We start from the raw sequence: 12,779 nt of genomic DNA on the forward strand, positions 1-12,779 counted from the left end.
ATGATTGTTCAACTTATCTTTCTATTCATGATTAACAGTGAGCGAAGTGGTTGCAAGCTGATTTTTTGATGGGGGTTCATTCGTGTCGGGACCGCTTGCTTTTTAGGCAGAATAAGCGAAGCAGGAATAAGTAATCTTAGATTCACCACGTTTTTTTGCGCGAACTAAGGGGAAAGTTACCGCTTACTTTTAAAAAACTTTTTAACGTTTTTTTAAATCTGTTTTTTTATCTGTCAAGCAGGTGGCTTATTGAAAAATAAAAAAACAACTTTCAAAGTTGATAAAAGACTTTAAAAAAGGAGAAAAGCTCTTCAAAAACACATTTGAAGAGCTTTTCTCCTTTTTTATGGAAATAATTTAGATTAATTGGTAAATAAATCCTTTTGTTTTAAACGATAAGTCAATTCGATCATAGTTTCTTGATCTTCTAAAGGAACCGAGGCATCCGTCAGAAAATATTCATAGCTACGGAAGGTGAAGACCCCATTTTCCTGTTTGATGGCTTCGATCAATTCTTGATAGGATTCTGTCAATTCCTCATAGTCACCAATGTAGAGTGTTCGCATGGCTTGATAGCTTGGCAGAAGATAGCTTTGAAATTTTTCTGTTGACGGGATCTCTTGATTGATTGGAAAACCAATCTCAACAGCGATCAGTTCGTCTTTTGGCTGACCGCTCTCATCTAGATTCAAGTAGGAAACAAAGGGCATTCCCACCAGTTCGGCATCGTTTTTCTGACTATATTCTAATAGCTCAACAAAAGAAGTTCCAATGTAATTAGGCAAATGTTCATGGGAAATATGCGTGGACATCGAAACGATTGTTTGTGCTGGTTTAGTAATTTTTTCAATTTGCATGTTCATCCCTCACTTCATAAAAGTCTTATGCCGATTGTAACAAGTAATGAAATCGAATACAAACCTAAACTATTTTGAGGAGGACTCTAGGGCTAAGACTTGTCCATGCTGATTCAAGTAATTAAAGAACAGCGGAAACAAGTCTACATCAGCTTTTTCCAAGCGTTCTTTAGCAGAAAGTCGCTGCCAAGTTTTAGCAGAAATTCTTTTTTCCAATCTTTTTTTTGCTTGTTGAAAGGTAGGCTGACGCTGGTAAACGACCCGATTCAAAAGTTCACCTTTGGCATAGAGGTAGCAGTAATACAGACCGTTTTCCGGCAAAATGCCAACGAAAACGTGGTTTTGCATGATCTGAATCAATTGCTTATTGCGACGTAAAAAGCGCTGGACGGTCAAATAATATGTCCACCATTCTGCCGAAGCCTCAAAATCATGGCGCTCACTGGCGGCTTGGACTCGTTGATCGATTCGCGTAAGCAAGGCAGTCGATTGACCGAGAAGCGTGGACTTGATCTCTTGGATTCGCAGGTCAAATTCCGCTTCAGGAGTGATTTCTTGGTAATCTTTGACGATGCCAGCGACATACTTCAATGGTCCTTCCAAGCGATAGACACTGTTGATGATCTGCTTCAGCTCTTGGATTTTGCTCTCCTTAAAAAAGGGACCAATCACCAAACCGGTTTCAGACCATTCGCTTAATACCCGCAAATAAGGCGGCCGGTCGATGAATTGAAAGTAACCGTAGTTTTCGTAGTAGTTCATCAAGCGGTTGTAGCGGGGCCGGATTTGATGAATCAGCTGGCATTCTAAAAGCAGTGCATCAAATTCCGTATCGACGATCTCATAATCGAAGTCCACGATTTCGCGAACCATCTCTTGGACTTTGCGGGAGTGCTGCTTGTTCTGAATAAAATAGGAGCTGACCCGCTGTTTCAAATTTTTCGCTTTTCCTACATAAATAATCTCTCCCCGCCTATTTTTCATTTTATAAACGCCAGGCAATTTTGGCAGAGCTTTGACTTTTTCTTTTAGCATAGAATCACCTCGTTTGTTCAAATTAACAAAAAAAGACTTTTAAATACCTCTTAAAAGTTTTGAGAGGCATTCGCTTTTTCAAAAAAATAAATAATAAGTTAAAAATAGAATGTTTTGGTCGATTCGCTTAAAAAATAATACGAAATATCAATAATTAGGGTTTGTTAATCTTACTCAGGTATTTATGATGTGTTATAATTAATACGTCAAGAAATTAATTGAGAGAATGGAGAGATGTGCATGTCAAATGGAACCTTGACTCGGCGTCAGCTGCGTCAGCAAAAACGACAGAAGACTTCTAATTACCGTTACTTGAAAAAGGGGTCCACCGTTTTAGGTACAGCTTTAGTAACAGCATCAGTAGCCGCGCCATTACTTAACACACATGAAGCAGAAGCAGTAGAAGGAAATCCAACCGCAACTACGTCAAATGTTGATAAAAAAGCTTTTATTAAGGAAATTTCGTCTCAAATCAAACCGTTAGCTGAAAAACATGATTTGTACGCTTCGATAATGATTGCTCAGGCAATTATCGAAAGCGATTGGGGAAGCCATGATTTTGCGCAAGCCCCTTATTACAATCTATTCGGGCTAGAAGGTCAATACCAAGGTCAGTCAGTAATGCTGGATAAAAAAGATGTAGCGACTGGACAAACTGAAAAGAAAGAGCTAAAAAAATATGGCTCTTATAAAGAAGCAATACAAGATTACATTGAGATCATCAAGACTACTTCTCGTGACGGCAATGAAAACTACTTCAGCGGGGTATGGCGCAGTAATGCCAAGGATTATCAAACAGCTGCAGCCGCTTTAGAAGGACGTTTCACTGAAGATCAAGGATATGTTCAAAAATTAGTTTCTACAATTCAAGAAAATAACTTGTCTAGCTGCGACGCTACTGAGCCAGTGACACCACCAGTTGCGCAACCAGCTGCAGAGACACCCGCACAGGCACAAGAATATACTGTACAATCGGGCGACACGGTTAATTCTATCACGGATCAATTCGGGATTGGAGTAAAAGAGTTCACGGATTGGAACAAGATTGATGACAGTAATATTTATGCAGGGCAAACAGTCATCGTGGGTAACGGTGAAGTCAAAGAAGAAGCACCAGTCGTTCAAGCAGAGCCGGCTCCAGCAGTCGAAGCACCGGTCGCTCAAACCGCACCAGTAGTTGAAACAACGGCCACAGTTGATCAAACGGCGACAGATACATTGTTAACTGTTGACACTGTTGCATCAACATCAGAGATGCCGGTAGTTGATCAGTTGGAACAACCTGCAGCTAGCCCAGTACAGCCAGCTCAAACAATTCCAGCACCTGACCAACAAGTTCAAGCGCAAGAACAACAAAAACAACAAGAGCAAGCACAGCAACAAGCGCAAGAACAACAAAGACAACAAGAATTAGCACAACAACAAGCGCAAGAACAACAAAGACAACAAGAATTAGCACAACAACAAGCGCAAGAGCAACAAAGACAACAAGAATTAGCACAACAACAAGCGCAAGAGCAACAAAGACAACAAGAATTAGCACAACAACAAGCAGAAGAGCAACAAAGACAACAAGAACAAGCTCAACAAGAGCAACAAGCAACTGAAACTTCACGTGGCCAGCAAATTGTTGATGAAGCAGGCAAATATATCGGCACACCTTATGTATGGGGTGGAAAAGATACTAGCGGATTTGACTGTTCTGGTTTGACCCAGTACGTTTATAAACAAGTGACTGGAAAAGACATCGGTGGTTGGACCGTGGCACAAGAATCAGCTGGTTCTCAGATCTCTGTTGGTCAGGCGCAAGCAGGTGACCTATTATTCTGGGGCGACCAAGGCTCAAGCTATCACGTAGCGATCTCAGCCGGAGGCGACCAATACATTCACGCACCACAACCTGGTGAAAACGTGAAGTATGGATCAACCCAATACTACACACCAGACTTTGGTGTCCGCGTATATTAATAATTAACTTGAAAAAATATCCAAGCAGACTTAGAATTCTCAAGTCTACTTGGATATTTTTACGTTTTTGGAGAATAAATACTTTTAGTTAGTGAAAGTGGTGATGGCTACAAAAGAAGAGAGACTGATAGGCAGTGAGTACAAATGTTTGAGCGCAATATTAGTAAACACGTTATAATTAAAGAAATTGTGCAGAGTAGAGGTGCTTGGATGAAATCGCAGAAAAAGAAACAGGCTTTGAGTATAAAAAAAGACAACGAGCTGGCAACGATTGTTTTGCCACCGATTTTAACCGAACGGATCGAAGCCTATCCGGAAAACAAACGCCGGCCAGTCAATAAGACGGTCTTTAAAAATGACTATTTTCAATTGACTTATAACACGCGCAATCATTCATTGGCGATCGCATCACAGGGTGATCTAGTCTATTCGGCGATCCCTTATGATACCGGGCGTAATTATATCCAACGGGCGGCAGTCCAATATTTGCTCCATCCAGAAGCAGTCCGGTGCTACGTCGAATTGCATCAAACGACTTTGGAAAAATACTTAAGTTTGAGTATTTTTCAAGTGACGGGTCAGCGAGTGGCGGAAAATTCCTTTGAAGTCAAACAGGCCTATCAGGCGATTTTGCAAAATCCTTTATTAGAGATCCAAGTCGCCGGCCGGTTGATGCAACACGACGAGACGGGACCGTTGTCAGCGAACCTGGCCGGAAAATTTCTTTATAGTGAAAATACCAAAACCGGTATCGCCGGTTATCTAGCGGAGTATTTGAAATTTGCGGTGCAGGCAGCCAATGCGTTGCCATTAATGATTGACGGCAAAAATGTTCAACTGTTAGCGACAGTCTCGGAGGATCAGTTGCTGGAGCAGGGGTTGTCGATCCATTCGAAGATCGAACCCGCACTGTCTTTATTCCCACAAGAGATCAAACAAGACTTGGAAAATGCCTTAGTGGTCGCTCCCAACGGGCCTATCGTCAATACCCAGCCGCTACTGCGCTCCGAATATGGCGCAGAACTCAGCAAAGTCCGAAAAAATTATCTGGCGCATAGTGTGCCACCAGATCAAGCAGAAAAATATTTTAAAAATGTTCATTCAACAGAAAATCGCCATTTAATCAATGTGGTCTCTGATATCCATGCCAAGGAGGGGAAACTGCCCTTTGTTAATCGGCATTTCAATATTTTAGCTGGTGATCTGTCGGATTCTCGTGTACAAGATGAGGAGATTCAAGGGATCTATGTGATCGGCGGTCATGAATTGCTTGATGTATTACCGGAAACATCGGACCAAAAGGCGCCTGAATGGGAGAAATGGCAACCGATTGTCCACTATGCTTGGTTCAAAGAATTGCTGAATGATCCGGACGAGGCTTGGTATTTGTTACCAGTGGGGGATCATCCCTTTTATGAAGTCGTGGAAAGTGAACTTAGCGACCGTTTTCCCAAGTTGCAGCTGTTGAATAATCGTGCCGTGATGCACCAAGGGGTACGCTATATCGGCTTAACGCTTCCAGTTGCCTTGGTTCGGCGCAAACAAGCGCAGCAGCAATTTATCTTAAGAACGCTGACAGAATTATTAGGCGCTGACCAGACGACACCAACGGTCATTGTATCCCACGCGCCGTTATTCAACGAATTGAGCCTGCTGCCAGAAACGAGTGAGGCGTACAACAAGGAAAATACTTGTGGGGAACCAGAGATAGAGAGGTTATTCGCCCAATACAACATCATCGGGGCGATCCACGGACACCATCATATTCCAGCTTCATCTAGCCGCTTCAAAAAAGTAACGTTTGCCGACAAACGATTGTTTGTTGTTTGTTCGATTTACTCTAAAGTGAATACTGGGTTTGAACTGTTGAGTTTATTGGAAGAGCGAAAAAAAGAGTAGATACGAAATAGTTATTGTGGAGCAATGTGCAGTAAGGGACTATGTCAGAAAATTTTGGACCGTTGCAGGAAAAACCCCCATCGTCAAAAGACGATGGGGGTTGCTTTACTTACGCTAAGACTGCCGCAATCATATCAGGCAATTCTTTTTTCATCACACGTTTGGTTGCTAACGCATCTGTATAAGTGATGGTTTGATCGGCTGCGACGGTTGCTAATAATTGACGGTCTTTTTTAGGCGGGTTGTAGAAAACCTCAATGGCTTTGTCTGCCTCTGACCATTCAGCAGAGTAGTTCGCTTTTGATTTTAACGCTTGATTTAACGCTTCGGCTTGTTCAGCCGTTACCCCTGCATCCGCCGGTTGTTTAGCGACATCAGCCAAAATATCTTGGGCTAGTTCAGCTGCTTGATCTGTTTCAGCAGGAACTGAAGCCGCATTTTTGAAGCTTTCAGACCACAAGTTGTAAATACTGTTGGTCAATTGATTCAATGTATCGCTTTGGGGTTTTTGGATATACGTGTCGACAAGGTTCTTGAATGAATGATCATCTTCAGCACTGACGATTTGACGAAGGGTGCCGTCTGTTGCTTTTTCATCAAGATGAATCCGATAATTTTCGGCCTTATCAAAATAAATGCTGACCTCGCTATGGATGTGGGCAGCTAACGTTTCTTCAACTTGCGCAAAGGCTTTGTTGATCTGTTTGTTGCGGTTTTTGATTGATTTTTTGATACTTTTTAAATTCACGAGAATAATTCAGTCGCTTTCTTTATAGAGTTGTTCTAATCCGTTAGTATTATAGCATATTTTGTCGAAAGTGCAGTAATAATGCAAAAAAAGGCGAAGATTTCTCTTCGCCAAGCTGTTTTTTAGCGTAAATCTTCTAAAAATTCAGTTTTTACCGGATCAATTTGGTCTCTCATTTTAATGATCTTTGCAGGCGTTCCGGCCACGACGGCACCAGCTGGAACGTCTTTAGTGACGATCGCGCCTGCGGCCACGACCGCATCTTGACCGATGTGCACGCCTTCTAAAATCACTGCGTTAGCTCCCACTAACACATTGTCTTCTACAATTACGGGTGAAGCACTCGGCGGCTCTAAAACGCCAGCTAACACCGCACCCGCACCAATGTGGGCGTGTTTGCCGACCGTTGCTCGAGCACCTAAAATGGCCCCCATATCGATCATCGTACTTTCACCGATTGTAGCCCCGATATTGATGATTGCGCCCATCATGATGACTGCTTTATCCCCGATTGAGACCCGCTCACGAATCAATGCGCCTGGCTCGATCCGAGCGTTCACATTTTTGATATCCAGAAGGGGGATCGCAGAGTTTCTTCGGTCATTTTCAAGATGGACCGCGCTGATCTTGGTTTTATGTTCAGTTAAAACTTCTTGCACGGCTTGACTTTCTCCGATTAAGATCCAAGTTTTTTCTTGCCCGAAAAACTGCACCTTGTCTTTGGTGAGACCGGTGAGATCGCCTTGAACATAGGCTTTCACAGGCGTCGCTTTTTCAGCATTTTTAATGTATTTCGCAATTTCATAAGGATCGGTTAAAGTCATTGAATCTACTCCTTTTTAAGTCTTTCTTTTTGGTCGTTCAAAAAAGTTTTGACCAACCACGATCTATTTTATTTTTCGTCGATTAATTGTTCCATATCGTATAAGCCCGGGGCTTTTTGGCTGACATATTTCGCAGCTTTGACCGCACCGCTAGCAAAAATATTGCGGGATAACGCCAGATGATTCAGTTCGATCACTTCGTCGGGGCCGGCGTAAATCACGGTATGCTCACCAGGGATCGTTCCGCCCCGCACCGCATGGATGCCTAATTCCGATAAAGGATTTTCTAAGTCATTGCCATGGCGACCATAAATGTAGGTCTTCTTTTCCACCACCGCATCATTGACCGCATCAGCCAACAATAAGGCCGTACCGCTAGGGGCATCTTTTTTCTGGTTGTGGTGCTTTTCCACGATTTCGATATTAAATTCGTCTTCTAAAACGGGGGTAATTTCCCGAATCGCCTTAGCCAGCAGATTGATTCCTAACGACATATTCGCTGAAAAAAAGACGGCAGTCTGTTGGCTCGTTTGGACCAGCTGTTCTTTCACCGCATCAGGCAGACCAGTTGTCGCGATTACCACCGGCATTTTTTTTGCGGCGCAATAAGTTAAGACCGCTGGAACGGCCGAGTAATGGGAAAAGTCAATCACGACATCGGCCGTTTCTTGACACGCTTCAATGCTTTGATAGGTTGGAAAATCCGCTTCAAACGCTTCACGATCAATCCCAGCGACGACTTGCATTTCCGACTGTTGTGCGATCAAGGTTTGTAAGACCTGCCCCATGCGGCCATTGGCACCACTTAAGATGACATCGATCATTGGACAACCTCCAAACCATAAGCAGTCATTTCTTTTTTCAAGTTTTCAACCGTTTCCGCTTTAGCCGCTGAAAGAGGCAGTCGGAAGTTTGGCTCGATTTTGCCTAGTAAGCCGACGCCGGTTTTAACTGGAATCGGGTTGACCTCGCAAAAAATCGCTTTGATCAATGGAATTTGCGCCAATTGCAATTTTTTAGCCAATGGGAAATCACCGTCTAAAAGCGCCTGGGTTAATTCATGGGTTTGCCGAGGTGCGATATTGGCAATCGTGGAAATCGCACCACTGCCGCCGAGTGCCATGATCGGCAAGACTTGATCATCGTTGCCTGAGTAGATAGCAAAATCATCCGGCATCAAATGAGCGATCTCAGCAACTTGGGAAATATTTCCGCTGGCTTCTTTGATTGCTACAATGTTAGGAATCTCGGCTAGGCGTTTCACCATTTGCGGGGTGATGTTCATATTCGTCCGTGATGCCACGGAATATAAAATAATCGGTAATTTCACGCTTTGAGCAATTTTTTGATAATGTAAAAACAAGCCTTCATCAGAAGCTTTGTTATAGTAAGGAGTCACAATCAATAGCGCATCGGCGCCGACTTTTTCCGCCCCCGTTGATAATTCAATCGCGTGCTGCGTATCGTTGACACCAGTTCCAGCAATCACGGGAATCCGACCGTTAACTTTTTTGACGACGGCCTCGATCACTGCGATGTGCTCATCGTTGGCAAGGGTAGAAGCTTCCCCAGTAGTTCCGCAAGCGATGATCGCATCGGTTCCTGAGCTGACTTGCCATTCCACCAATTCCTCTAATTTCTTATAATCAACGGCACCATCGGCTTTCATCGGGGTAACTAAGGCAACACCAGATCCTTCAAATATTTTCAAGGGAAACAACTCCTTCATTCTTTTTTTCAAAGTCTTTGTAAAAAGCTCTTTAATAGTAAAATTATAGCTCAATTATGAGCGCATGCCAACGAAAATCTCATGAAAATTTTAATTGATGAAAAAACCATTCGGATTTTGCAGAAAGTATTTCGCTGGTAAGGGATTTTTTTATAAAAAAAGCAGACAAGACCATCATAATCAAATAGTCCATTGATCTAAATCCCAAAAGAAAAGCTATTTATTAATACATGAGGTAATAGAAAGACAGACAAGAAGCGTTGGAGCATAATTTCTGAAAATAGTGAAAACAAATGAATGACCTGTGATTCATTTTGTACTATAATATGAGAAACTATCAATTAATTTTTAATCTGAATAGCATTATTTCTTAGAATAGTAGTGGAAAAGAGTGAGTCGATGGTCGATACACAAGTCAGAGAGTTAGAAGATTTAGTCACAATGATGCGTCGGGAGCTGCATCAGATTCCTGAGCTAGGATTGGAAGAGCAGCAAACGGCGGCGTATATTCGTAATAAATTAGTAGAATTTGGAGTTACGGAGACATATGAAGTGCTGGGAACCGGCACGATTGCTGTTTTGCGAGGAGCAAAAGCGGGGAAAACGCTGGCTTTTCGATCGGATATTGATGCGTTACCGGTTGCAGAAGAAACGGGCTATGCTTTTGCGTCGAAAACACCGGGGAAAATGCATGCGTGCGGGCATGATGGTCATATGGCGACCTTGCTAGGCTTCATCGCTTATTTACATCGACATCCAGAAAGAATTCAAGGGACGTTGGTCTTTGTTTTTCAGCCGGCGGAAGAAGGACCGGGCGGAGCAGAGTTAATTATGCAAACAGGGATCTTGCAAAAATTAGGAGTGGAAGAGATCGTCGGACTGCATGTCTTTCCCGATTTACCGGCGGGAAAAATCTCTTGTCGTCCAGGGGCGATGATGGCGCGCAATGCGGAAGTCACCATTACAATCAAGGGTGTCAGCAGTCACGGCGCGCAACCGCAGTTAGGTGAAGATGCGATTGTGGCGGCTGCCGGAGTGATTTCTGGCTTGAATAGTATTTTGGCGCGGAATATCGGGCCGCTCGATAATGTCGTCTTAACCTTTGGTACGATCCATGGCGGTGAAGCGATGAACATCGTAGCCAAAGAAGTCGTTTTACATGGCACGATGCGGGCCTTTGATGACGCAGTCTATGACGAGGTCGTTCGGCGGGTGGAATTACTAGCGAGTGAAATCGCCAAAGGCTACGGTTGTGAAGCGGAAGTTGACTTCAATCATATGTATCGGGTCGTCGACAATGATCCTCAAATGGTCGCTGTATTGGAAAAAGTTGCGGCAGATTATTATGTAGAGACACCGCCTTATTTGATTGCAGAAGATTTTTCGTGGTATCAACAGGAAATACCGGGCGTGTTTTTCTTTTTAGGTATTCGCGACGAAGAAAAGGGCTATACTTATCCGCTGCATAGTAGCAAGTTGAAATTTGATGAAGTCAATCTCTTATTAGGGATTCAGACGTATGTCAATCTGATTGCGGGATTGAATGGTGAATAATGAAGGGGGCTTACGATGGAATTTGAAACGAAAAATGGACATTTGATGTGGGATGGTTGCGACACGGTGGCATTAGCAGAGAAATTTGGTACACCGCTGTATGTTTTTTCAAAAACAATGATCGAAGACAAGTGCCAGGAATTACAGCGGGATTTTGTTGAAAAATATCAAAATGTCCGGGTGGCTTTTGCTAGTAAAGCTTTTTCAACTTTAGCGATGTTGAAAATCATTGAAAAGCAAGGATTCTCATTGGACGTTGTCTCAGACGGTGAATTGTATACGGCGATTAAAGCTGATTTTCCAGCCGCTCATATTGAAATGAATGGCAATAATAAATCGATCGAAGAATTAACCATGGCGATCGATTACGGCGTGGGGCGGATCATTGTCGACAGCCTGCAAGAAGTCGATTTGATCGCGGCGATTGCCAAAGAAAAAGGCAAAGTCGTGGATATTTTGTTTCGAATTACGCCAGAGGTCAATGTCCAGACGCATTCTTTTATCTCTACGGGGCAAAAGGATTCAAAATTTGGTATTCCGATTGATGAGACAATCTTATTTCCTCAAATCAAAAATGCCATCGATACGGCAGAGGTCAACTTTTTAGGTTTCCATTTCCATGTGGGCAGCCAGTTGTTTGACAATCACGCGCATTTGGCGGCGGTAGAGATTGCATTGGATCTAGTCAAAATGGTTAAAGAACGTTTCGATTATTTAATCAAAGAATTGAATTTCGGTGGTGGCTTTGGTGTTCGTTATACGGAGCAAGACCAACCGCAGCCTTTTAGCTACTTCACTGATCCGATGATGGAAAAAGTCTTGGCCTTTTGCCAAGAGGAAAACTATCCTCAGCCAGCGATCGTGATTGAGCCGGGGCGTAGTATCGTGGCGGAAGCGGGGATCAGTCTGCATCAAATCGGCGCGATCAAAGAACTGCCTGGGTTGCGTAAATATGTCAGTATCGATGGTGGCATGACCGACAATATTCGCCCAGGTCTATATGCGGCGGAGTATACGGGAATTCTGGCAAATAAGGCGGATGAAGCACTTGTTGAGAAAGTCACCGTTTCGGGTAAAGCCTGTGAAAGTACCGATATTCTAGTTAAAGATATTGAGTTACCACAGGTTGAGTCGGGGGATCTTTTTGCGACTTTTTCTACAGGCGCTTACGGCTATTCAATGGCCAGCAATTACAATAAACTGGCGATTCCCGCGGTTGTCTTAACCAATCAAGGCCAAGCCGAGCTGATCGTAAAAAGACAAAGTTTGGACCAAATCATCCAAAATGAAGTGATTCCGGAATTTCTAAAATAAGTAGTTTTGAAATGAGGTTAAAAGATGAAAGTACCCTTTTATAAAATTCAAGGAGCCGGCAACGATTTCATTTTGATCGATAATCGGCAGTTGGATTTTACTAGTGAACAATTATCTTCCTTCGCCGCGCGGGTCTGCACGAGGCGGCAATCAGTGGGTGCGGATACATTGATCGCTGTTGAAGCGGCGAAAACAACGGGCGATTTTTATGCTCGTTTCTTCAACGCGGACGGTTCTGAAGCGGAGATGTGCGGCAATGGAGCCCGTTGTGTGGCACGTTGGGCCTATGAGACTGGTCTAACCAAAGAAAAAATGGTGATTGAAACAATCGCTGGTACGGTTCCCGCTGAGCGCTTAGCTCAACGGACTTACCGTGTCCAATTAAATTCGCCGACGGTTTTTAAAGCCGACCAAAGACTGCAAGTCGATGGCAAAGAAGTCGTGGTCGATTATGTGGAACTGGGAGATCCCGGGATTCCGCATTTAGTCCTTCAGCTGCCGGATCTGGCGATGACCGAACTGGCAACGATTTTTACTTTTGCACGCAAACTGCGGAATCATCCGGCCTTTTCCAAAGGTGCCAATGTTAATTTTTATGACATTTTGGCGGATCAAACTGTCGTGGAACGGACTTATGAACGCGGCGTAGAAGATTTTACCTTGGCTTGCGGAACCGGAACCGGTTCAACAGCCTATGTCTTGACGAAAAAAGAATTAGTCAAGGCAGATCCAGTCGTGATTGAAGTGCTGGGGGGACAGTTAAAAGTCGAAGTGGTCGGCGAAGAACTGTATCTGATCGGAGATACGAACATGATTGCTGAAGGTACGATTTTAGATGAAGAGTTAAAGTA

11 protein-coding genes are annotated in these 12,779 nt (G+C 43.4%); 5 read left to right on the forward strand and 6 right to left on the reverse strand.

Features of this window, described 5'->3' with window-relative positions; genetic code table 11:
• Positions 1-362: 362 nt before the first annotated feature.
• Together EP1_RS05165 and EP1_RS05170 are read right to left on the reverse strand one after the other, a co-directional pair.
• Positions 363-857, reverse strand: coding sequence for a GyrI-like domain-containing protein (locus tag EP1_RS05165; RefSeq protein ID WP_067624498.1), 495 nt, complete (start codon positions 855-857; stop codon positions 363-365).
• A 69-nt stretch (positions 858-926) separates the two neighbouring features.
• Positions 927-1,892 carry a GIY-YIG nuclease family protein gene (locus EP1_RS05170; RefSeq protein ID WP_067624501.1) on the reverse strand — a complete coding sequence of 322 codons (966 nt, stop codon included), beginning with the start codon at positions 1,890-1,892 and terminating at the stop codon, positions 927-929.
• A gap of 240 nt (positions 1,893-2,132) precedes the next feature.
• Here EP1_RS05170 and EP1_RS13725 point away from each other — a divergent pair, with 240 nt between their 5' ends.
• Complete coding sequence (locus EP1_RS13725) at positions 2,133-3,860, forward strand: NlpC/P60 family protein (protein ID WP_067624505.1); 1,728 nt, start codon at positions 2,133-2,135, stop codon at positions 3,858-3,860.
• A gap of 210 nt (positions 3,861-4,070) precedes the next feature.
• Entirely contained in the window at positions 4,071-5,759 is a 1,689-nt protein-coding gene (locus EP1_RS05180; RefSeq protein ID WP_067624509.1) for a metallophosphoesterase family protein, read from the forward strand.
• 109 nt (positions 5,760-5,868) lie between these two features.
• Here EP1_RS05180 and EP1_RS05185 read toward each other — a convergent pair whose 3' ends face one another.
• The 4 genes from EP1_RS05185 to dapA all read right to left on the reverse strand — a co-directional run bounded on the left by EP1_RS05185 (position 5,869) and on the right by dapA (position 9,042).
• The gene (locus EP1_RS05185; RefSeq protein WP_067624512.1) at positions 5,869-6,507 is read right to left on the reverse strand and encodes a hypothetical protein; all 639 of its coding nucleotides are present in this window, start codon (positions 6,505-6,507) and stop codon (positions 5,869-5,871) included.
• Positions 6,508-6,629: 122 nt separating this feature from the next.
• Entirely contained in the window at positions 6,630-7,331 is a 702-nt protein-coding gene (gene dapD, locus EP1_RS05190; RefSeq protein WP_067624516.1) for a 2,3,4,5-tetrahydropyridine-2,6-dicarboxylate N-acetyltransferase, read from the reverse strand.
• 68 nt (positions 7,332-7,399) lie between these two features.
• Positions 7,400-8,155 (reverse strand): 4-hydroxy-tetrahydrodipicolinate reductase, encoded by a 756-nt coding sequence (gene dapB / locus EP1_RS05195; protein ID WP_067624519.1) that lies wholly within the window; start codon positions 8,153-8,155, stop codon positions 7,400-7,402.
• On the reverse strand, positions 8,152-9,042 hold the full coding sequence (dapA, locus tag EP1_RS05200) for a 4-hydroxy-tetrahydrodipicolinate synthase (RefSeq protein WP_067624522.1): 891 nt from the start codon (positions 9,040-9,042) through the stop codon (positions 8,152-8,154). The genes dapB and dapA overlap by 4 nt, the downstream gene beginning before the upstream one ends.
• 417 nt (positions 9,043-9,459) lie before the next feature.
• Here dapA and EP1_RS05205 point away from each other — a divergent pair, with 417 nt between their 5' ends.
• From EP1_RS05205 to dapF, 3 genes are all read left to right on the forward strand, one after another.
• Positions 9,460-10,614 carry a M20 metallopeptidase family protein gene (locus tag EP1_RS05205; RefSeq protein WP_067624526.1) on the forward strand — a complete coding sequence of 385 codons (1,155 nt, stop codon included), beginning with the start codon at positions 9,460-9,462 and terminating at the stop codon, positions 10,612-10,614.
• Positions 10,615-10,629: 15 nt separating this feature from the next.
• Positions 10,630-11,928: a diaminopimelate decarboxylase gene (gene lysA / locus EP1_RS05210; RefSeq protein WP_067624527.1), complete on the forward strand. Its 1,299-nt coding sequence runs from the start codon at positions 10,630-10,632 to the stop codon at positions 11,926-11,928.
• 24 nt (positions 11,929-11,952) lie between these two features.
• Positions 11,953-12,779 (forward strand): diaminopimelate epimerase (dapF, locus tag EP1_RS05215; RefSeq protein ID WP_067624528.1); only part of this gene is annotated, 827 nt, incomplete at its 3' end.

Source organism: Enterococcus pseudoavium NBRC 100491 (genome assembly GCF_001544295.1).
In the GTDB taxonomy this organism is placed as follows: Bacteria; Bacillota; Bacilli; order Lactobacillales; family Enterococcaceae; genus Enterococcus_A; species Enterococcus_A pseudoavium.